17 protein-coding genes are annotated in these 19,662 nt (G+C 72.2%); 4 read left to right on the plus strand and 13 right to left on the minus strand.

What is annotated here, in order from left to right:
• Positions 1-48: 48 nt before the first annotated feature.
• From SMA5143A_RS09360 to SMA5143A_RS09380, 5 genes are all read right to left on the minus strand, one after another.
• On the minus strand, positions 49-1,518 hold the full coding sequence (locus tag SMA5143A_RS09360; protein WP_107462434.1) for an HAD-IA family hydrolase: 1,470 nt from the start codon (positions 1,516-1,518) through the stop codon (positions 49-51).
• Between the two features lie 424 nt (positions 1,519-1,942).
• Positions 1,943-3,025 (minus strand): ABC transporter ATP-binding protein, encoded by a 1,083-nt coding sequence (locus SMA5143A_RS09365; protein ID WP_107462435.1) that lies wholly within the window; start codon positions 3,023-3,025, stop codon positions 1,943-1,945.
• A 3-nt stretch (positions 3,026-3,028) separates the two neighbouring features.
• A complete protein-coding gene (locus tag SMA5143A_RS09370) occupies positions 3,029-3,874 on the minus strand; it encodes an ABC transporter permease (RefSeq protein WP_258193457.1) in 846 nt (281 codons plus the stop codon).
• Positions 3,862-4,764 carry an ABC transporter permease gene (locus SMA5143A_RS09375; RefSeq protein WP_099965461.1) on the minus strand — a complete coding sequence of 301 codons (903 nt, stop codon included), beginning with the start codon at positions 4,762-4,764 and terminating at the stop codon, positions 3,862-3,864. Before SMA5143A_RS09375 ends, SMA5143A_RS09370 begins: the two co-directional genes overlap by 13 nt.
• On the minus strand, positions 4,761-5,912 hold the full coding sequence (locus SMA5143A_RS09380) for an ABC transporter substrate-binding protein (protein WP_107462436.1): 1,152 nt from the start codon (positions 5,910-5,912) through the stop codon (positions 4,761-4,763). Before SMA5143A_RS09380 ends, SMA5143A_RS09375 begins: the two co-directional genes overlap by 4 nt.
• A 228-nt stretch (positions 5,913-6,140) precedes the next feature.
• On the opposite strand from SMA5143A_RS09380, the gene SMA5143A_RS09385 reads away from it, so the two are divergent.
• Positions 6,141-6,881 carry a GntR family transcriptional regulator gene (locus tag SMA5143A_RS09385; protein WP_107462437.1) on the plus strand — a complete coding sequence of 247 codons (741 nt, stop codon included), beginning with the start codon at positions 6,141-6,143 and terminating at the stop codon, positions 6,879-6,881.
• Positions 6,882-6,924: 43 nt separating this feature from the next.
• On the opposite strand, the gene SMA5143A_RS09390 is transcribed toward SMA5143A_RS09385, so the two are convergent.
• From SMA5143A_RS09390 to rpe, 6 genes are all read right to left on the minus strand, one after another.
• The gene (locus tag SMA5143A_RS09390) at positions 6,925-7,377 is read right to left on the minus strand and encodes an Lrp/AsnC family transcriptional regulator (RefSeq protein WP_099965464.1); all 453 of its coding nucleotides are present in this window, start codon (positions 7,375-7,377) and stop codon (positions 6,925-6,927) included.
• A 10-nt stretch (positions 7,378-7,387) separates the two neighbouring features.
• The gene (locus tag SMA5143A_RS09395; protein ID WP_107462438.1) at positions 7,388-8,854 is read right to left on the minus strand and encodes an amino acid permease; all 1,467 of its coding nucleotides are present in this window, start codon (positions 8,852-8,854) and stop codon (positions 7,388-7,390) included.
• A gap of 292 nt (positions 8,855-9,146) precedes the next feature.
• Positions 9,147-10,589, minus strand: coding sequence for a GuaB1 family IMP dehydrogenase-related protein (locus SMA5143A_RS09400; RefSeq protein ID WP_181361797.1), 1,443 nt, complete (start codon positions 10,587-10,589; stop codon positions 9,147-9,149).
• A 130-nt stretch (positions 10,590-10,719) separates the two neighbouring features.
• Complete coding sequence (locus tag SMA5143A_RS09405) at positions 10,720-11,073, minus strand: barstar family protein (protein ID WP_107462440.1); 354 nt, start codon at positions 11,071-11,073, stop codon at positions 10,720-10,722.
• Between the two features lie 201 nt (positions 11,074-11,274).
• Positions 11,275-12,318: a sugar-binding transcriptional regulator gene (locus SMA5143A_RS09410; protein WP_063799247.1), complete on the minus strand. Its 1,044-nt coding sequence runs from the start codon at positions 12,316-12,318 to the stop codon at positions 11,275-11,277.
• Between the two features lie 142 nt (positions 12,319-12,460).
• Positions 12,461-13,147, minus strand: coding sequence for a ribulose-phosphate 3-epimerase (gene rpe / locus SMA5143A_RS09415; protein WP_099965468.1), 687 nt, complete (start codon positions 13,145-13,147; stop codon positions 12,461-12,463).
• 131 nt (positions 13,148-13,278) lie between these two features.
• Here rpe and SMA5143A_RS09420 point away from each other — a divergent pair, with 131 nt between their 5' ends.
• Together SMA5143A_RS09420 and SMA5143A_RS09425 are read left to right on the plus strand one after the other, a co-directional pair.
• Positions 13,279-15,396 (plus strand): MMPL family transporter, encoded by a 2,118-nt coding sequence (locus SMA5143A_RS09420; RefSeq protein ID WP_107462441.1) that lies wholly within the window; start codon positions 13,279-13,281, stop codon positions 15,394-15,396.
• Positions 15,397-15,437: 41 nt separating this feature from the next.
• Positions 15,438-16,097 carry a hypothetical protein gene (locus SMA5143A_RS09425; RefSeq protein WP_107462442.1) on the plus strand — a complete coding sequence of 220 codons (660 nt, stop codon included), beginning with the start codon at positions 15,438-15,440 and terminating at the stop codon, positions 16,095-16,097.
• Between the two features lie 17 nt (positions 16,098-16,114).
• On the opposite strand, the gene SMA5143A_RS09430 is transcribed toward SMA5143A_RS09425, so the two are convergent.
• On the minus strand, positions 16,115-17,545 hold the full coding sequence (locus tag SMA5143A_RS09430; RefSeq protein WP_107462443.1) for an RsmB/NOP family class I SAM-dependent RNA methyltransferase: 1,431 nt from the start codon (positions 17,543-17,545) through the stop codon (positions 16,115-16,117).
• Between the two features lie 90 nt (positions 17,546-17,635).
• A complete protein-coding gene (gene fmt / locus SMA5143A_RS09435) occupies positions 17,636-18,580 on the minus strand; it encodes a methionyl-tRNA formyltransferase (RefSeq protein WP_107462444.1) in 945 nt (314 codons plus the stop codon).
• A gap of 311 nt (positions 18,581-18,891) precedes the next feature.
• Between fmt and SMA5143A_RS09440 the strand changes: the two genes are divergently transcribed.
• The gene (locus tag SMA5143A_RS09440) at positions 18,892-19,521 is read left to right on the plus strand and encodes a hypothetical protein (protein WP_107462445.1); all 630 of its coding nucleotides are present in this window, start codon (positions 18,892-18,894) and stop codon (positions 19,519-19,521) included.
• Positions 19,522-19,662: the final 141 nt, after the last annotated feature.

Consider the following 19,662-nt stretch of genomic DNA (forward strand, 5'->3'; position numbering starts at 1 on the left):
CACCGATGCTAGCCGGGCCGTCCCGCCCGGCCCAGGGAGTTTCGGTTGTCACTCCTCGGCGGCCGCGTCCAGTGCGAACGTCGTGACGACGGCGGCGTGGTCCGACGGCCAGTCGTTGTCCTCGACGTCCGGCCAGGTGCGGGGGGTGCCGCGCACGTAGGTGCGGGAGTCGAGCACGGCCAGGCCCCGGTGCAGGACGAAGTCGATGCGGTCCTGCGGCTCCGCGCGGCCGCTGCCGTCCTCGTGTTCGACATGGATCGGCGACCAGGTGTGGCCGGGCTCCCGCACGGGGTCGGGGTGGGCCTCGCGGTAGGAGTCGCGCAGGCCGGCCGCCTCGGCGGCCCTGGTCACCGGCCAGTCGACCTCGGGCCGGTCGAGGTGCGAGGGACTGTTGAAGTCGCCCACCAGGACGACCGGCACGGTGCCGTCGAGCTGCCGCAGGCAGTCCCGCAGCTGGCCGAGGCGCACCTCCTCGTGGGCGACCAGCTCGTCGGCGCCCAGCCCGTCGAAGGCGGCCTCGTAGGGTCCGTACGGCTTGTAGTCGAGATGGACGGTCCACACGTCGACCTCGGTGCCGGCGGGGGTCCTGACGCGGACGCCCGCCGCCCCGTAGAAGCCGACGTCCGGGTCGCCGAGGCGGGCCGTGATCGGGTGGCGGCTGATGACGCCGAGGTTGTCGCCGGCCCGGTGGTGGTGCCAGCCGAGCGCCTCGGCGAGTTCCTCGGCGGCGGTGCCGTACGTCTCCTGGAGGCCCACCACGTCGGCCCCGGTCTCGGCGATCACCGCGAGCTGTTTGGCGCGGTGGTCGCGGACCTTGGTACCGCCGTGCCAGAGGTTCCAGGTCATCACGCGCAGGGTGGGACCGGCGGGGGCGACCAGTCGGCGCAGGCTCGCCGGGGTCACGTCCTCCAGGCTCTCCCGTACGGTCCGGCCCGGCGCCTCGTCGATCGGCGCGAGCGAGGGCACCGCGAGGACCACGCAGCCCGCCGCCTCGGCCGAGGCGACACCGGTCTCGGTGTCCTCGACGGCCACACAGGCGGCGGGGTCGACGCCGAGGGCGCGGCAGGCGGCGAGATAGGGGTCGGGGGCGGGCTTGGTGTGCTCGGTGTCGTCGGCGGTGACGGAGACGGCGAACAGCTCACGGCCGAGGACGTCGAGGACGGTGTCGGCGACGGCGCGCGGCGACGCGGTGACCAGGGCGGTGGGGACGCCCTCGCGGGCCAGGGCCCGCAGCAGCTCCAGGGCGCCCGGCCGGGGCACGATCCCGGTGCGGACCCGCTCGGCGAACTCCCGGTGGAGCGCGGCGGCCAGTTCGCCGGGCGGCGCGTCGGTGATCGCGGCGAGCCAGGCGGCGGTGTGCTCGACCGGGCGGCCGAGGACGTCCGGCTGGTCGGCCCCGGTCAGCGCGTGTCCGAGGCCGGCGGCCACCTCTTCCACCGCGTCCCACCAGAGCCGCTCGGTGTCGACGAGCGTGCCGTCCATGTCGAACAGGGCGGCCTGCAACGGGGGTCGGGACAAGGGTTTCTCTTTCCGTGGGGGTGTCGGGACGATGCCCGGCTCGGCGGGAGCCGGGCGGGGTCATCGGTGTGGCACGTCGGCCGGGTGGCCGTCAGCGGATGGCACGCGGGCGAGGCGGGCGGCGCGGGGCCGCAGGGCTCGCTGGCAGCGCACCCCAAGACTCGGTGGCAGCGCACGGACCACAGGGCCCGGTCGCGGCGCGGCCCGCAAGGCTCGCTGACGGCACGTGGCCCGCAGGGCCCGGTCGCAGCGCACGGCCCACAGGGTCCGGTCGCAGCGCGGCCCGCAAGGCTCGGTGGCGGCACACGGCCCACAGGGTCCGGTTGCAGCACGTGGCCCGCAGGGCCCGGTCGCAGCGCGGCCCGCGGCGCGGGATGGCAGCGTCGCCCGGCGCGGGATGGCGGCGTGGCCCGGCGCGGGGTGGTCAGCGCGTGGCACGCGGGGCGACCAGCACCGGTCGCTCCGGGAGGCTCACGGTCACGGCCGCTCCCGCGCCGAGGGTCGCCGCCTCGTGGGTGGGCAGGTCGGCCTTGACCTCGGTGCCGTCGGCGAGCCGTACGGTGAGGCGGGTGGCGGCGCCGAGGAACGCGGAGGCGACCACGCGGGCGTCCCCGGCCTCCTCAGGCCGTACCCCGACCGCCTCCGGGCGCACGAGGACGTCCACCTCGTCGCCGGTCGGCGCCGTCCCGTCCACGGGCAGCCGCCGCCCGAGCACCTCGACCGTGGTGCCGTCCAGCCGTCCGGGGATCCGGCTCATCGTGCCGACGAACTCGGCGACGAAAGCGGTGGCCGGACGCCCGTACAGCTCGACGGGTGCCGCGCACTGTTCGAGCCGCCCGGCGTGCATCACGGCGACCCGGTCGGCCATGGACAGGGCCTCCTCCTGGTCGTGGGTCACGAACAGGGTGGTGATGCCCAGCTCCTGCTGGAGCCGGCGGATCTCCTCGCGGAGGGTGAGCCGCACCTTGGCGTCGAGGGCGGACAGCGGTTCGTCGAGCAGTAGAACGCGGGGCCGCAGGGCGAGCGCCCGGGCGAGGGCGACGCGCTGCTGCTGGCCGCCGGAGAGCTGGTGCGGGTACCGGTCGCCCTTGTCGGCGAGGCCCACGAGGTCGAGCAACTCGGCCGCCCTGGCGCGTCGTTCCGGCGTGCGCACCTTGCGCATGCGCAGCCCGAACGCCACGTTGTCGAGGGCGCTGAGGTGGGGGAAGAGGCTGTACGACTGGAAGACCATGCCGGCGTCGCGCCGGTGGGCCGGGACGCGGGTGACGTCCTCCCCGTCGACGAGCACCTCGCCGGCGTCGGGGTGTTCGAAGCCGGCGAGCATCCGCAGCGCGGTGGTCTTTCCGCAGCCGGAGGGGCCGAGCAGGGCGAGCAGTTCGCCGGGCCGGACGGTCAGGTCCAGTCCGTCGAGGGCGACGGTCGTCCCGAACTCGCGGCGCAGTCCCCGGAACTCGACGGTGGCGGCGGTGTCGGTGGTGTCGGTGGCGGTGGTCTCAAGGACGGTCATGGTTCATCCCCGTGAGGCGGAAGCGGTTCGGGCGCGTCCGCCGAAGGAGGCGAGCGCGAGGAGCATGGCCCAGGTGACGAGCAGGCTGAGCACCGAGACGGCGACGGAGAGCTGGGCCTGCGAGCCGCTGACGTTGACGATCCACACGGCGAACGGCCTGAAGCCCAGCAGTTGGGCGACGGTGAACTCGCCGAGGACGAGGGCCAGGGTGAGGAACGCGGAGTTCAGCAGGGCCCCGCGCAGATTGGGCAGCACGGCCCGCACCAGCGCCTGCGGCCAGTTCGCCCCGCAGCTGCGGGCGGCCTCGACGAGGGTGCGTACGTCCATGGCGCGCAGGCCGGCGTCGAGGGCCCGGTACACGAAGGGCAGCGCCATCACCACGTAGGCGAGGACCAGCACCACGGGGAAGTCGGGGTTCTGGATCGCGACGAAGGTCTGGAACAGCGGGGTGCGGGACAGGTGTTCGGGCCCCCACTTGAGCACGGTGCCGAGCCCGGCGACGAACGCGATCGGCGGCACCACCAGCGGCAGGGAGCACACGACCTCCACGACGGGCCGCAGCCGGGGCGCGCCGAGCCGCAGCGCGACCATGGCGGGCACCATCAGCAGCAGGACGACGGCGATGGTCGCGGCGGCCAGCTCCAGCGACAGCAGCAGGCTGGAGACGAAGCCGTCGGTGCCGAGGATCTGTGTGTACGCGTCGAAGGTGACGCCCTCCCCCGGCACGTCGACCGTGAAGACCACGGAGGCGGCGAGCGGGACGAGGAAGTACAGCCCGGCGCAGACGAGGACGAGCGGGCGCCACAGGGCGGGGCGCCGCAGGGCGCGCCCGGGGTTCAGGCCAGCCATCGGGCGCTCCGACGTTGCAGGGGCAGGTAGACGGCCATGACGAGTCCGGCGATGAGGACCATGTCGAGGCTGAGGGCGAGTGCCACGTTCTCCTGGCCGACGAGAACGTTGCCGGAGATGGCGTCGGCGATCTGGAGGGTGACCAGCGGGATCGAGCTGCCCACCATGGCCGCGGCGGTGGCGTACGCGGCGAAGGCGCTGCCGAAGAGGAGCACGAGTCCGCCGAGCAGGGAGGGCGCGAGGACGGGCAGGGCCACGTGGAGCCAGTACTGCAAGCCGGTGGCGCCGTTGTTCTGGGCGGCCTCCCGCCACTGGACGCGCAGTCCGTCGAGGGCGGGGGTGATGGTGAGGACCATCAGCGGGATCAGGAAGTACAGGTAGACGATGACCAGGCCCCAGAAGCTGTAGAGGTCCCAGCCCTTGTCCGTGAGGCCCAGCTGCCGGGTCAGCACACCGGAGTTGCCGAGGGTGGCGACGAACGCGAAGGCGAGCGGGACGCCGCCGAAGTTGGCGAGCACCCCGGAGGCGGTGAGCACGGCCTCGCGCAGCGCCGGGAAGCGGGAGGTCACCACGGCCTGGGCGAGCGGCAGCCCCAGGACGGCGGCGAGGCCGGCCGAGACGGCGGAGAGCTTCACGCTGCCGAGCATGGCCGTGAGGTAGGCCCCCTGCACGGAGGCCGTCATGTTTGCCGTGGTGTACGACGTGGCCCCGGTGCTCTGGTCCTTGACGGTGAACGCGCCGTTCAGCATGGCGAGGGCGGGCAGCCCGAAGGCGACGGCGACGAAGGCCAGCAGCGGGAGGACGGCGAGCCAGCCGCCGGCGCGGGGCCGCCGCTTCGGGGAAGCGGCGGCCACCAGCGGGGTGTCGGCCTCGGTGACGACGGCGGTCACCCGGAGACCGCCTTGGCCCAGCCCTGTCCGAGCACGTCCTTGGCCTTGGTCTGCTGGTCCTCGGTCGGGAACGCGGGGGTGCCCTCCACCTTGGGCAGCTTGGCCGCGGCCGTCTTGTCGAGCGTGCCGGCCTTCTCCATGGCGGGCATCAGGGCCGGGCGGGCGTATCCGGCGAGCCACAGGTTCTGGCCCTCGGCGCTGTAGAGGTACTCCTGCCACAGCCGGGCGGCGGCCGGGTGCGGCGCGTCCTTGTTGATGGCCTGGGAGTAGTACTGGGAGAACTTGCCGTCCGCCGGGACGACGACCTTCCAGTCGACGCCCTTGGACTTGAACTCGTCGGCGTACCCGGCGTTCAGGTAGTCCCAGTCGATGCTGATGGGCGTCTCGCCCTTCTCGACGGTGGCCGGGGTGGACTCGACGGGCGTGTAGTTGCCGTTCTTCTTCAGCTTGGCGAAGAAGTCGAGGCCGGGCTGGATGTCGTCGAAGGAACCGCCGCTCGCCAGGGAGGCCGCCCACACGCCGCCGAAGGCCGAACCGGACTTGGTGGGATTGCCGTTGAGGGCGACCTGGCCCTTGTACTTCGGCTTCAGCAGGTCGGCGAAGGTCTCGGGGCACTCCTTGACGCGCTTGGCGTCGCACCCGATGGATATGTAACCGCCGTAGTCGTTGTACCAGCGGGCCTTCGGGTCCTTCTGGCCCTCGGGGATGTCGGCGAACGCGGCGACCTTGTAGGGCGCCAGCAGCCCCTGCTGGGCGGCGCTCAGCGCGAAGGAGCTGCCGAGGTCGAGCACGTCGGGCGCGCGGTCCTGTCCCTTGCGGGAGGTGACGGCGTTGATCTCGTCCTGGCTGGCCCCGTCCGGGTTCTCGACCTCGATCTTGATCCCGTACTTCTTCTGGAAGCCGTCGATCAGCGCGCCGTAGTTGGCCCAGTCCCGGGGCAGGGCGATCGCGTTGAGCTTGCCCTCCCGCTTGGCGGCCGCGACCAGCGCGTCCATGCCGCCGAAGTCCTTGGCCGAGGTGGCGGTGGCCGCGTTGACGCCGTCGTCGGTGGTCGTGGACTCGGGTGCCGCGCCACAGGCGCTGAGGGTGAGGACGGCGGCGGCGAGGGCGCCGCCGATGACGGCGGTTCTCGGCGGGAAGAGGTTCACTGGGCTCTCCAGGGGTACGCGCAGGGGACGATCTGGGTGGAGCACTTGTCTGAACAAGTTGGCCTCATTAGGTCCGCGCTTCATATCACGCACGTAAACTCCGGCGAAATACTCGTGCACGTTTTCCCGCACAATCCCCGGCGGACGCGCTCCTTCAGCGGCCTCCTCCCCGGCTCGTTAGGCTGGTCGCGCTGTACACAGCCGGTGACCGGACGACGGAGGGGGATCATGGCCGCGCGACACGAGGAGATCGCCGAGGCGCTACGGCGCGCGATCGACCGTGAGGACTACACGGTGGGGAGTCTGCTGCCCCCGGAGACCGAACTCGCGGCCCGCTACGGCGTCTCACGCGGCACCGTCCGCCAGGCGGTGGCGACGCTGACCGCCGAGGGGCTCATCGGCTCACGTCAGGGCGCCCGCCGGGTGGTGCTGGCCGGCCGGCGCAGCCAGAGCTTCGCGGAGCTGCGCAGTTTCGCGCAGTGGGCGCGGGCGATGGGCCGGGAGGCGACGGGCCGGGTGATCACCCAGGAGTGGCGCACGGCCACGGCGGAGGACCGGGTCCGCCTCCAGCTCGACCCGGGCGCCCGCGTCCTGCGCGTTCTGCGGCTGCGGGGTCTCGACGGCCGGCCGGTCCTGCTGGAGCGCACGGTGTACGCGGACTGGATCTCCCCCGCCGTCGAGCACATCGAGGTGGACTGCCCGTCGGTCACCCAGCGTCTGCTGGACGACACCGGGCTGGTCTTCGCCTACGGCGAGCACGTCATCGACGCCGTGGCCGCCGGCGCTCAGGACGCCGAGCTCCTCGCCGTACGCCGGACCAGCCCCCTCCTCCGGGTCCGACGCGTCACCACCACCCGCGAGGGCCGCCCGGTGGAATGGTCCGACGACCGCTACCGCCCGGACGCGGTGAGCTTCAGCGTGCACAACTCGATCGGCAACAACGCGCTGGCCAGGAAGACCGCGGAGTGACGTGGAGCTCCCGGCCCACCGGACCCGCCGACGCCCCGGGCTCTCAGGTGGGCGACCCGGAGGAAAACCGCCGCAGCAAAGGTGAGAGAACGAGCACGGACTTCGTCCGCTCGACGAACGGCTCCCCCGCGATCCGCTCCAGCACCCGCTCGAAGTGCCGCATGTCCGAGGCGAAGACCTGCACCACGGCGTCGGCCTCGCCGGTGACCGTCGACGCCGCGACGACCTCCTGGTAGCGCTCCAGCCCCCGTTGGATGGTCTCCGGCGACGTGTTGCGCCGGCAGTAGATCTCGACGAACCCCTCGGTCTCCCAGCCGAGCGCGGCGGGATCCACCCGGACCGTGAACCCGGTGATGGCGCCGGTCGCCCGCAGCCGGTCCACGCGCCGCTTGACCGCGGGCGCGGACAGGCCGACGAGTTGGCCGATGTCGGCAAAGGAGCGGCGGGCGTCCTCGGCGAGGGCGTGCACGATGCGTTCGTCGAGATCGTTCAGCACTGCGGGTGGATCACTTCTCTGAAGTCGCGAGACGGGAGCGGCGATAGCCGTAACTGAAGTAGAACACGAGCCCGACGGCCATCCAGACCCCGAAGACGACCCATGTGATGGTGTCGAGACTGCCCATCATCCACACGCAGAACGCGAGCCCGAGCGCGGGCAGCACCGGCGACAGCGGCACCCGGAAGGTCCGCGGCATGTCGGGCCGCGTCCGCCGCAGCACCACGACCGCCACGTTGACCAGCGCGAACGCGAACAGCGTGCCGATGCTGGTGGCGTTGGCGAGCTCCCCGAGCGGAATCGCCGCGGCGAGCACCCCGCAGAACAGCGACACGATGACGGTGTTCACCCGAGGCGTGCCCGTCTTCGGGTGCACCCGCGAGAACACCTTGGGCACGAGCCCGTCCCGCGACATGGCGAAGAGGATGCGGGTCTGACCGTAGAGCACGGTCAGCACGACGCTGGCGATGGCGATGACCGCTCCGGCGGCCAGCAGCGTCCCCCAGAACGCGTCCCCCGTGACGTCCTTCATGATCCCGGCGAGCGCGGCCTCCGAGCCGTCGAAGCCCTTCCACGGCCGCGCCCCGACGGCGACGGCCGCGACCAGCACGTACAGCGCGGTCACGATGACCAGCGACAGCATGATGGCCCGCGGCAGGTCCCGCTGCGCGTTCTTCGCCTCCTCACCGGCGGTGGAGGCGGCGTCGAACCCGATGTACGAGAAGAAGAGGGTCGCCCCGGCGGCGCTGACGCCGGCCATGCCGAGCGGCATGAAGTTCTCGTAGTTGCCGGAGCGGAAGCCCTGGATGCCGATCAGGCAGAACAGCAGCAGCGCGGCGATCTTCACGACCACCATGATCGTGTTGGCGCGGGCCGACTCACGGGCGCCACCGAGCAGGAACGCCATGGCGAGCAGGACCACGATGAGGGCGGGCAGGTTGAAGATCCCACCGTCACCGGGCGGCGCCGACAGCGCGTCCGGGATGGTCACGCCGAGGGTCCCGTCGAGCAGCTCGTTCAGGTACTCGCCCCAGCCGACGGCCACGGCCGACACCGAGACCCCGTACTCCAGGACCAGACACCAGCCGCAGACCCAGGCGACCAGCTCACCCATCGTTGCGTACGCGTACGAGTAGGAGGATCCGGAGACCGGGATGCTGCCCGCCAGCTCCGCGTAGGAGAGGGCCGAGAACAGCGCGGTGAGGCCGGCGATCACGAAGGAGAGGGTGACGGCGGGCCCGGCCTTGGGGACGGCCTCGCCGAGGACGACGAAGATGCCGGTGCCGAGGGTGGCGCCGATGCTGATCATCGTCAGCTGCCACATGCCGAGGGAGCGCCGCAACGAGCCGCCCTCGCCCTGCCCACCCTCCGCGACCAGGCGTTCCACGGGCTTACGGCGCATCAGCCGTCCGGCGACACCGCCAGGTGGCGGGACGGGGTGACTCTGCTGCTGCGGGGGTGCGCCTTGGTCGAGCACGCGCCGGCTCCTTCGTCGAATGGGTTCAGGGCGAGAGAGGACCGACAGCACCGCAACCGAGGGCCACCGAGCAGGAGGTCCCCGCAACGCCACGTACAGCGCACGACCCTATGAGCCAGGGCTTTACATGCGTAATGCGGCAACCTTGCGCAGCCACGCAAGATCGTTGCGTTCCTCGGGGAGGGGCGTGCGTTCGTTGCACGCATGCTTCACACCGTTGCGATCGGTGTCTTTTCAGGCCGGCATGCGCGCAACGAAGTCACCCCTCACTCGGAGGACGTTCGGCGGCCGTTCAGCTCCAGCTGGCGTGCAGCGGCTTGCCTTCCGCGTACCCGGCCGCGCTCTGGACGCCCACGACGGCCCGCTCCGCGAACTCCTCCAGCGATCCCGCGCCGGCGTACGTGCACGACGACCGCACGCCCGCGATGATCGAGTCGATCAGGTCCTCGACCCCGGGCCGCGCCGGGTCCAGGAACATCCGCGACGTGGAGATGCCCTCCTCGAACAGCGCCTTCCGCGCCCGGTCGTACGCCGACTCCTCGCTCGTGCGGTTGCGCACCGCGCGTGCCGAGGCCATGCCGAACGACTCCTTGTACAGGCGACCGCCGGCGTCCTGCTGGAGGTCGCCCGGCGACTCGTACGTGCCCGCGAACCACGACCCGACCATCACGTTGGACGCGCCCGCGGCGAGCGCCATGGCGACGTCGCGGGGGTGCCGGACGCCGCCGTCGGCCCACACGTGCTTGCCGTACTTCCTGGCCTCCGCCGCGCACTCCAGGACGGCCGAGAACTGGGGCCGTCCCACACCGGTCATCATGCGGGTGGTGCACATGGCGCCGGGGCCGACACCGACCTTGACGATGTCCGCGCCCGCCTCGACGAGGTCGCGGACGCCCTCCGCGGCGACGATGTTGCCCGCAGCTATCGGCACCCGCGGGTCGAGGTCCCGCACCAGCTTGATCGCGCTGATCATCGACTCCTGGTGCCCGTGGGCGGTGTCGATGACGAGGGTGTCGACGCCGGCGTCGAGCAGCTGCTTCGCCTTGCCCGCGAAGTCGCCGTTGATGCCGACCGCGGCGGCGACGCGCAGCCTGCCGTTCGCGTCGACGGCCGGGGTGTAGAGCGTGGCCCGCAGGGCGCCCTTGCGGGTCAGGATGCCGGCGAGGCGGCCGTCCTGGTCGACGGCAGGCGCGTAGCGGCGGTTGGCGTGGTCAAGGCGGTTGAAGGCCTCGCGGGGGTCGATGTCCGCGTCGAGGAGCAACAGGTCCTTGGACATGACGACTTCGAGCTGGGTGAAGCGGTCGACCCCGGTCAGGTCCTGGTCGGTGACGACGCCGACGGGCCGCAGCTGGTCGTCGACGACGACGCCCGCGTTGTGGGCGCGCTTCGGCAGCAGGGCGAGCGCGTCGGCGACGGTCTGGTGCGGGTTGAGCACGATCGGGGTGTCGAGGACGAGGTGGCGGCTCTTGACCCAGGAGATGACGTCGGTGACGACCTCGATGGGGATGTCCTGCGGGATGACCACGAGTCCGCCGCGGCGGGCGACCGTCTCGGCCATGCGGCGGCCGGCGATGGCGGTCATGTTGGCCACGACGAGCGGGATGGTGGTGCCCGTGCCGTCCGGGGAGGCCAGGTCGACGCCCTGCCGCGATCCGACGGCGCTACGGCTCGGGACCATGAAGACGTCGTCGTAGGTCAGGTCGTACGCGGGCTGGATGTCATTGAGGAAACGCACGTGCCGCACATCCCAGTCGTTCAGAGGTGACCCCCTGACAGGACCGCCAGGGGGAAGAGCACGTACTTCATTGTCCCATGTCGGCGGGTATGGGCGTCCCCGACGGATCGTCCAGAGGACCGGGCGCGGGCTAGGAGGATCCTCCGAGCGCGAGCACGACGCGCAGGTCGGTGCCGGTGCCCGTCCAGCGGTCCGCGGCCTCGGCGAACACCTCCTGGGCGATGCTCCAGTCGTTCGGCTCGGCCAGCGCGTACTCACGCCACCCGTTGATCACGACCAGCCGTCCGCGTACGGGCGGGGCCCACGACAGGTCCGTGAGGCAGTCGGCGAGGGCGTCCCAGTTGCGGCCGAAGTGGTCGGGCAGGTCCAGGGCGCGGGCGCAGCGGTCCATGAACGCGGGTTTGTCGGTGACCCCGGTGAGGTCCAGCTCGACGTGGAGCCAGTCGCCGGCGCCCAGCACCTCCGCGAGTGTGCTGCCGCTCATCTCCGTACCGCCTTCGTCTCGGTACCGCCGTGACCGACGCCGGATGGCGCTCGGCCTCCTGCTCCGCGCGTTCTCCGCGTCCCCCGGTGCGCGGTCCCGCCGAGAGCGCGAGGGGCGGACCGCCGCGGCACCTTACGGTGCCGCCGCGCCCGCCCCTGCCCGGTTCCCGCCGGGACCCTCCGCTTCCGCTCCTGTGGCCGCTCAGTGCCCGTCCGGGTCCGCGCGGTTGAGCGCGGGGCGGGGGGTCTGTCCGGCCATCAGCAGGGAGTCCGCCGCGGAGGTGTCGGTGACGAGGCTGGTGACCAGCCCCGACCGCAGCACCGCGTCAATCGCCGCCGCCTTGCGCTGCCCCCCGGCGATCGCGACCACCTCGGGGATACGCCGGAGCTGATCGGCCTTGACCGTGATGCACCGCTCCCCGAGGTCCCGCCCGACCCGGCGGCCCTCGGCGTCGAAGAGGTGCGCGGACATCTCGGCGGCGACACCGAGGGAGGCGTAGTGGGCCCGCTCCTCGTCGCTGAGCATGTCGTGCACCGTGGAGATGCCCGCCTCCCAGGAGCCGATGGAGACACAGGCGACCGTGACCTTGTCGAAGTACTCGAAGGCCCGGGCGATCCCCGTCTGGTGGCGCAGCGCGGCCGCGGTGGCCGCGTCCGGCAGCAGCATCGGCGCGTAGATGGGGTGGGCGTCGCCGCCCGACACCTGCGCGGCCCGCCGTACCGCCTCCACCGAGCCGCGCTCGGCGGTCCCCGCGTCGTAGACACCCGTCAACTGCACCACCGTGCACGGCGGCAGCCGGTCGAGGGCGGCCGCCATGTGGATGGTCGAGCGCCCCCACGCCAGCCCGAGGACATCGCCCTCGTTGACCAGTTCACCGAGCAGGTCCGCGGCCACCTCGCCGAGGTTCTCGGGGTCGGGTGACTCCTCGGCCTCGGCCGGGGACTCGACGACCACGGCGTGCCGGAGGCCGTAGCGGGCACGCAGGGCGTCGGAACGCTCGGCGTCCAGTTCCGCGGGGACTCGGATCTCGATGCGCACGAGATCCCTTTCGAGGGCGGTCTCCAGGACACGGGCCACCTTGAAGCGGCTCACGCCGAACTCCTCGGCGATCTGGATCTTGGACTTGCCCTCGAGGTAGAAGCGGCGGGCCATCGCCGCCGCCTGAACCAGCTCAGCGGGTCCCATCCGCATGGCTGACCGGCCCGCCGACATACCCGACACGGCCATCTCCTCACTGCTCTTCACACATGGATACGCCGTTCATCCTTGCAGATCCGACGTTTTCGATCAGCCGGAAGGAACGCCGTTCACGTTTCCTTGGCCCGGAGGTCGTCTGACCTGCCCCGCTCGTCCGGCGGTCGCACGGTCGTACGACGAGATGGGTGCCTCAGTGGCCGCAGGCCCACCCCGCGGTGGCCGTGGCGGAGTCGGCCTGGGCGCGCAGCGCGCGGACCGCCTCGGCCGGGTCGTCGGCCCCGTACACCGCGGAACCGGCGACGAAGACATCGGCGCCCGCCTCCGCGCAGCGCTCGATGGTGGACGCGGCGACGCCGCCGTCGACCTGGAGCCACAGGTCGAGGCCGTGCTTGCTGATCAACTCGCGGGTCCGGCGGATCTTGGGGAGCATGATGTCGAGAAAGGCCTGGCCTCCGAAGCCCGGTTCGACCGTCATGATCAGCACCATGTCGAGCTCGGGCAGCAGGTCCTCGAACGGTTCGATCGGCGTCGCTGGCCTGAGCGCCATGGAGGCCCGGGCGCCCTTGGCCCGGATCTCACGGGCGAGCCGCACCGGTGCGGCGGCCGCCTCGGCATGGAAGGTGACGGAACCGGCACCCGCTTCCACGTACTGGGGCGCCCACCGATCAGGGGCCTCGATCATCAGATGGCAGTCCAGCGGCGTCTGCGTCGCACGGGCCAGGGACTCTACGACCGGCACACCGAGCGTGAGGTTCGGGACGAAATGGTTGTCCATCACGTCTACATGGAGCCAGTCGGCCCCTTCGACCGCCTTCGCCTCGTCGGCGAGACGGGCGAAGTCGGCGGACAGGATGCTTGGGTTGATCTGCGCGGCCATGGACCAAGCCTGCCATGCCCTCCGGGGGTAGCGGGGCCGGGGTGGGCACCGTGGTACGTCGGCCGCGGGCCGTCCGTGCGCGCTCGCGCGGTTCCCCGCGCCCCTGGGGCGGCGAGGTTGCGGGGGTCGTCATGACGGGGGGCCGGGGTGTCGGCCACCTGGTGTGCGGGCGGCGCGCGAAGTGGGTGGTGCTGGGGCTGTGGCTGGTCCTGCTCTTCGTGGTGGCGCCGCTCGCCTCCAAGCTGACCGACGCTCAGGACAACGACGCGGCGTCGTGGCTGCCCGGGTCCGCCGAGTCCACACAGGTCCTGCAGATGTCCGAGGACTTCCGGCCCGAGCAGATCCCCGCGGTGGTCGTCTACGCCCGGGAGAGCGGGCTCACCGCCGAGGACCGGGCGGCGATCGAGGAGGACGTGCGGGAGCTCAAACAGCTGACCGATCACGGGATCATCGGCGCCCAGACCCGGGGGCCGGTGTACGACCGGGCGACCGACCCGAGAGCCGCCCAGATCCATGTGCCGATCACGATGGACGAGAAGGGCTGGGAGCGGATCGCGCCCGCGGTCGACTCGATCCGCGACGACGTGGGTGAGGGCGGCGACGGGCTCGCCGTGCACATCACGGGGCCGGGCGGAACGAGCGCCGACTTCTCCGAGGCCTTCGAGGGCATCGACTCCACGCTGCTGCTGTCGGCGATGGCCGTCGTCATCGTGATGCTGCTGTTCACGTACCGCAGTCCGACCCTGCTGGTGATCCCACTGCTCGCGGTGGTCGCCGCGCTGTTCACGGCCCAGGCGCTGATCTATCTGCTGGCCGAGCACGCGGGGCTGACCGTCAACGGGCAGAGCGCGGGCATCCTCACCGTGCTGGTCTTCGGCGCGGGCACCGACTACGCCCTGCTCCTCGTCGCCCGCTACCGCGAGGAACTGCGCCGCCACGAGGACCGCCACGAGGCGATGGCGCTGGCCCTGCACCGGGCGGGTCCGGCAGTGATCGCCTCGGGAGCGACGGTCGTGCTGAGCATGCTGGTGCTGCTGGCCGCCGAGATGAACTCGACGAGCGGTCTCGGCCCGGTGGCGGCCATCGGCGTCACGGTCGCGCTGCTCGCGATGATGACACTGTTCCCCGCCCTGCTGGTGATCGTCGGCCGCTGGATCTTCTGGCCGGCCATCCCCCACTTCGGCACCGCCGACCCCACCGAGCGCGGGGTGTGGGCGCGGATGGGCCGACGGATCTCCGGCCGTCCACGGACGACCTGGATCGCCACGGCGGCCGCCCTGGCCCTCTGCTCGCTGGGCCTGATCCAGTTGCGCGCCGAGGGCATCGGCAACGCGGACGCGTTCACCGGGAAACCGGACTCGATCGTCGGTCAGGAGGTCTCCGCACGCTACTTCCCCGCGGGCAGCGGCGATCCCCTGGTGATCATCAGCAACCAGGCACAGGCCCGTGAGGTGGGCCGCACGGTCGCCGACACCGAGGGGGTCGTGCCGGACTCCCTGGGGCTGCCGCCGGGCACGAAACCCTTCCACGACGGCAAGGTCCTCTTCGAGGCGACCATGTCCGACCCGGCCGACAGCGAGGCCGCGAAGGACACCGTCGAACGGGTCAGGGACGCCGTCCACGCGGTCCCGGACGCCGACGCGCAGGTCGGCGGCGGCACGGCGGCCCTGCTGGACATGGACAAAGCCACCACCCACGACAATCTGCTGATCATTCCGCTGGTGCTGCTCGTGGTGCTGCTGATCCTCTGCGGCCTGCTGCGCGCGCTGATCGCCCCACTGGTGCTGATCGGCACGGTGATCCTGTCGTTCGCGGCGGCCCTCGGCATCAGCGCGCTCGCGTTCCGCCATCTCTTCGACTACGCGGGAGAGACGACGGACTTCCCGCTCTTCGTCTTCGTGTTCCTGGTCGCGCTGGGCATCGACTACAACATCTTCCTCACCACCCGGATCCGCGAGGAGGCCGCCCACCTGGGCACCCGCAAGGGTGTCGTGACGGGCCTCGCGGCCACGGGCGCGGTCATCACCTCGGCGGGCCTGGTCCTGGCGGGCACGTTCGCGGCGCTGACCACCCTGCCCATGGTCGCCTTCGCCGAGATCGGCTTCGCGGTCGCCCTCGGCGTCCTCCTCGACACGTTGATCGTCCGCTCCGTCCTCGTCACGTCCCTCTTCCTGGACATCGGCCCGAAGGTGTGGTGGCCGCACCGGCTGGCCCACGAGGACAACCACCGGCCCCCGTCGTCGGTCTGAATCGTCGTCAGGCGGTGGCGACGGGGTCCAGGGGGCAGCCGGTGAGCTGGTTCGACAACATGATGGACAAACTGGAGGACGTTCTGGAGGCGGGCGACCCGGACCGTCTGTGGACGGACTTCCTGGGGGCGAGCCACGACGTCTACGTCGCCGAGGAGGCGCTCCGGGAGGCCGAGGAGAAGCTGGCGGCCGCCCGGGAGCGCGCCCTGGAGGGCGATCTGGCGCCGGCACTCAAGAAGGAGATGCGCAGGGGCAGGCACACCCTGTCCGTGCTGGACCTGCTGCGCGAGGTGGGCGGCGACCACCCGGACCTGGTCCTCGCCCTGCTCCCCGAGCTGTACGACTGCTGTCTGGGCGTCAACAAGACGAGCATCTGGGGCCGAGAGATCCTGCACGCCCTCGGCCGGGCGACCGACCTCCACGACGCCCTCGCCCCGCTGGTCACCGGCACCCTGAACGACGACGACGAACTGTCGGACGTCTTCGCGATGAACGGCCTCGGCATGCTCCTCGACGACATCGGCGACACCCGCCTCCTGGCCCGGTGGCGCGAGGCGGTCCGCACATCACCGGACGCCGACGTACGCGACCTCGCGGACGACGACGACCCGGACGAGGAGACACCCGAAGAGACACCCGAAGAGACACCCGAGGAGACACCCGGGGAGCAACCGCCCGGCCGGGCGCGCCCCCGGGGTTAGACGGCGGAACCCGGCGTTCAGGCGGTGCGGCGGATCAGCGCCAGGTACATCGCGTCCGTGCCGTGCAGATGCGGCCACAGCTGGACGTCGGGTCCCTCACCGAGCGCCGGTACGCCCTCCAGCATGGGCCGGGCGTCGATGAGGTCGGCCGCGTCGCCGTACTGCTTGAGGACGTCCGAGACGACCGCACGGGTCTCGGCGAGGTGCGGCGAACAGGTCGCGTACCCGACGACACCCCCGACCCGTACGGACTCCAACGCGGTCTTCAGCAGGGCCCGTTGCAGCGGGGCGAAGTTGTCGAGGTCGTCGGGGCGGCGCCGCCAGCGCGCCTCGGGCCGCCGTCGCAGCGCCCCCAGACCCGTGCAGGGGACGTCCATCAGCACCCGGTCGAAGGAGCCGGGCCGCCACGGCGGACGCGTACCGTCGGCCGCGATCACCTGGTACGGCCCGGGGTTGCCGTCGAGCGCCTTTGCGACCAGACCGGCGCGGTGCGGCTGCTTCTCGGAGGCGAGCAGGACGGCACCGCGTTCGGCGGCGAGCGCGGCCAGCAGCGCGGCCTTGCCACCGGGTCCGGCGCACCCGTCCAGCCAGGCCCGGTCGGGCCCGTCGAGCGGCGCGTTCGCGAGGGCCAGCGCCACGAGCTGGCTGCCCTCGTCCTGCACACCGGCACGGCCTTCCCGTACGGCGTCGACGGCCCCCGGCTCGCCGCCCTCGGTGAGCCGCACGGCGTAGGGCGACCAGCGCCCCGGCATCGCGGAGTCCTCCCGGAGCAGTTCCTCGGTGGTGGCCCGGCCCGGCCGGGCGACCAGCGTGACCTCGGGCCGCTCGTTGTCCGCCTCCAGCAGGTCCTCGATCCCGGCCCGACCGCCGCCGAGCGAGTCCCAGAGCGCGGAGACGACCCATCGGGGGTGCGAGTGCACGACGGCGAGGTGGTCCTCGGGGTCGTCGTCGTACGGCGGCGCGACCCGCTCCAGCCAGCCGTCGAGGTCGTGCTGGGCGATCTTCCGCAGTACGGCGTTCACGAACTTGGCGCGGCCGTCGCCGAGCACGACCCGCGCGAGGTCCACGGACGCGGAGACGGCCGCGTGCGTCGGGATGCGCGTCCCGAGCAGCTGGTGCGCGCCCAGGCTCAGCACGTCCAGCACCGGCGGGTCGACCTCGCGCAGCGGCCGGTCCACGCACTCGGCGATCACCGCGTCGTAGGTCCCCTGCCGGCGCAGTGTCCCGTACACCAGCTCGGTCGCCAGCGCCGCGTCCCGCGCGTCGAAGGCGTCGGGTCCCTCCTTCTCCCGTGCCTTCCGCAGCAGCGGCGGCAGGACGAGATTCGCGTACGCGTCCCGCTCGTCGACGGCCCGCAACGCCTCGAAGGCGAGGAGGCGGACGGGGTCCTTCTGGGGCCGTCGGTACGGCTTGCCCGGCTTACGGGGAGGGCGGGACTGCTCACTCACGAAAAAGGTGCTCCGGATAAGGGATGAGATGCCACGACCAGCGTACGACGCGGGTCGGACGTGCGGTGGGGGCGCCGAGGAGCTGTCTCTCTAGACGGTGCGCTCGGTGCCGAGGGACTCCCCGGAGGAGATGCGTACACCGCGCGCCCAGTCGGCGGCCTTCATCGGCTTCTTGCCCTGGGCCTGCACCCAGAGCAGCTCCACGGCGTACGAGCCGGTCCCGGCGTACACGTTGTTCTTGCCGACCTCCAGCGCGCCCGGCGGGAGTTCGGTCCGCTCGGGGACCGGCGCGACATGGATGAGCTTCAGCCGCTCGCCCCGGAACGTGGTCCACGCGCCCGGCGCCGGTGTGCACCCGCGCACCACCCGGTCGACCCGCAGGGCGGGCGCCGCCCAGTCGATCCGCGCGTCGTCGACGGTGATCTTCGGGGCGAGGGTGATTCCGTCGGCGGGCTGCGGCACCGCCTTGAGGGCGCCGTCCTCGATCCCGTCCATGGTGGCGGCGAGCAGCCCGGCCCCCGCGAAGGCGAGCCGCGTCAGCAGGTCGCCGCTGGTGTCCGTGGACCGGATCTCCTCGGTGACCGTCCCGTACACCGGCCCGGAGTCGAGCCCCTCCTCGATGAGGAACGTGGACGCCCCGGTGATCTCGTCCCCCGCCATGATCGAGTGCTGCACGGGCGCGGCGCCGCGCCACGCGGGCAGCAGCGAGAAGTGCAGGTTGACCCAGCCGTGCGCGGGGACGTCGAGGGCGACGCGCGGCAGCAGGGCTCCGTAGGCCACCACCGGGCAGCAGTCCGGCGCGATCTCCCGCAGCCGGGCGAGGAAGTCCTCGTCCCGCGGCCGGTGCGGCTTCAGCACCTCGATGCCGGCCTCCTCGGCCCGCTGCGCCACGGGGCTCGCGACGAGCCGCCGTCCCCGTCCCGCCGGCGCGTCGGGCCGCGTCACCACCGCGGCCACCTCATGCCGCCCCGACGCGATCAGCGCGTCCAGGGCGGGAACCGCGACCTCGGGGGTACCAGCGAAGACAAGCCTCATGGGTGACTGTCGGCCTCTCGGACGGAACTTCAACAACCCCTGCACACAAGACACAGGACAACGCACCAGTCTATGCCCCCGGCTCCACACCGACCGCTCGCAGCCCGCACCTCGCGGTTCGGCCGTCCCGCACGGGCGGTGCGCGGGCGGGAGATCACGTCGCACAGCCATCCCCACGCGCCCTGCGCATATGCCCCCACGCCCCCACCCCGTTACCAGCGGAGCGAATCCGCGTTGGTCAAGAAAGAGTTGACCACTACCGACCGCAATCGCGGTACTTCCTTTTCAACGCCGGTTCGAGAGGCTTGTTCATGGCCGACCACGCAACCCACGACGCCCAGGCTCGGGCCAGCCTGCACTTGCTGGTGCGGGACATCGAGCGGGTCCGCCGGCAGGTGGACGCACTACGCACCCTCACCGCCCAACTGGGCAACGTCTACCGCCCGCGCCGCTCCGGCCCCTCCACGGGCTTCGTCGTCTACGGACGCGCCCCCGCCCCGACCGTCCGCCTCGCCCAGGAGCTGCGGGACAGCGTCGAGACCCTGGTCACGGCCGCCGTGGACTTCGACCGCTCACTCGGTTTCTCGTGGGACGCGGTGGGCTCGGCCCTCGGGGTGACCAAACAAGCGGTGCACCGCCGCTACGGCGCCCGCCGCGCCGCCGCCCAGGCAGCCGCCGAGGCGGAGCGCACGGGAGAGCCGCAGGGCACCCGCACCGTCAACGTGGGCTCCGGCCTGCCGACGGTTCCAGCGGCCCGCTCCATGCCGAGCCAGCTGCCCGGCCAGATGACGGGCCAGGTGCCCGGCCAGGTGCCCGGCCAGGTGCCCGGCCAGATGACGGGCCCGATGCCGAGTCAGATGCCCACGCAGCCGACAGCCGGCAGCCCCACCCTCCGGGACGAGGCAAGACCCACGGCTTTCCCCGGCCCGCGCAACGGCTGACGACACCCGGACCGCCTCCCGGCCCCCACCGGGAGGCAACGCCGTACGTCGGGCGGCGGCGCCCTGACGAGGCCCCGCGCTCCCCCGCTCCCCCCGCTCCCCCGCTCCCCCCGCTCCCCGGATCCTGACTCCCTGAGCCTC

The sequence above is a fragment of the Streptomyces sp. MA5143a genome (assembly GCF_900290235.1).
GTDB lineage: Bacteria > Actinomycetota > Actinomycetes > Streptomycetales > Streptomycetaceae > Streptomyces.

Coding starts and splice junctions, on each gene's coding strand:
- SMA5143A_RS09365 (WP_107462435.1), bottom strand. CDS start 3,025: ATGACCGTCCTTGAGACCACCGCCACCGACACCACCGACACCGCCGCC.
- SMA5143A_RS09370 (WP_258193457.1), bottom strand. CDS start 3,874: ATGGCTGGCCTGAACCCCGGGCGCGCCCTGCGGCGCCCCGCCCTGTGG.
- SMA5143A_RS09385 (WP_107462437.1), top strand. CDS start 6,141: ATGGCCGCGCGACACGAGGAGATCGCCGAGGCGCTACGGCGCGCGATC.
- SMA5143A_RS09405 (WP_107462440.1), bottom strand. CDS start 11,073: ATGAGCGGCAGCACACTCGCGGAGGTGCTGGGCGCCGGCGACTGGCTC.
- rpe (WP_099965468.1), bottom strand. CDS start 13,147: ATGGCCGCGCAGATCAACCCAAGCATCCTGTCCGCCGACTTCGCCCGT.
- SMA5143A_RS09420 (WP_107462441.1), top strand. CDS start 13,279: ATGACGGGGGGCCGGGGTGTCGGCCACCTGGTGTGCGGGCGGCGCGCG.
- fmt (WP_107462444.1), bottom strand. CDS start 18,580: ATGAGGCTTGTCTTCGCTGGTACCCCCGAGGTCGCGGTTCCCGCCCTG.
- SMA5143A_RS09440 (WP_107462445.1), top strand. CDS start 18,892: ATGGCCGACCACGCAACCCACGACGCCCAGGCTCGGGCCAGCCTGCAC.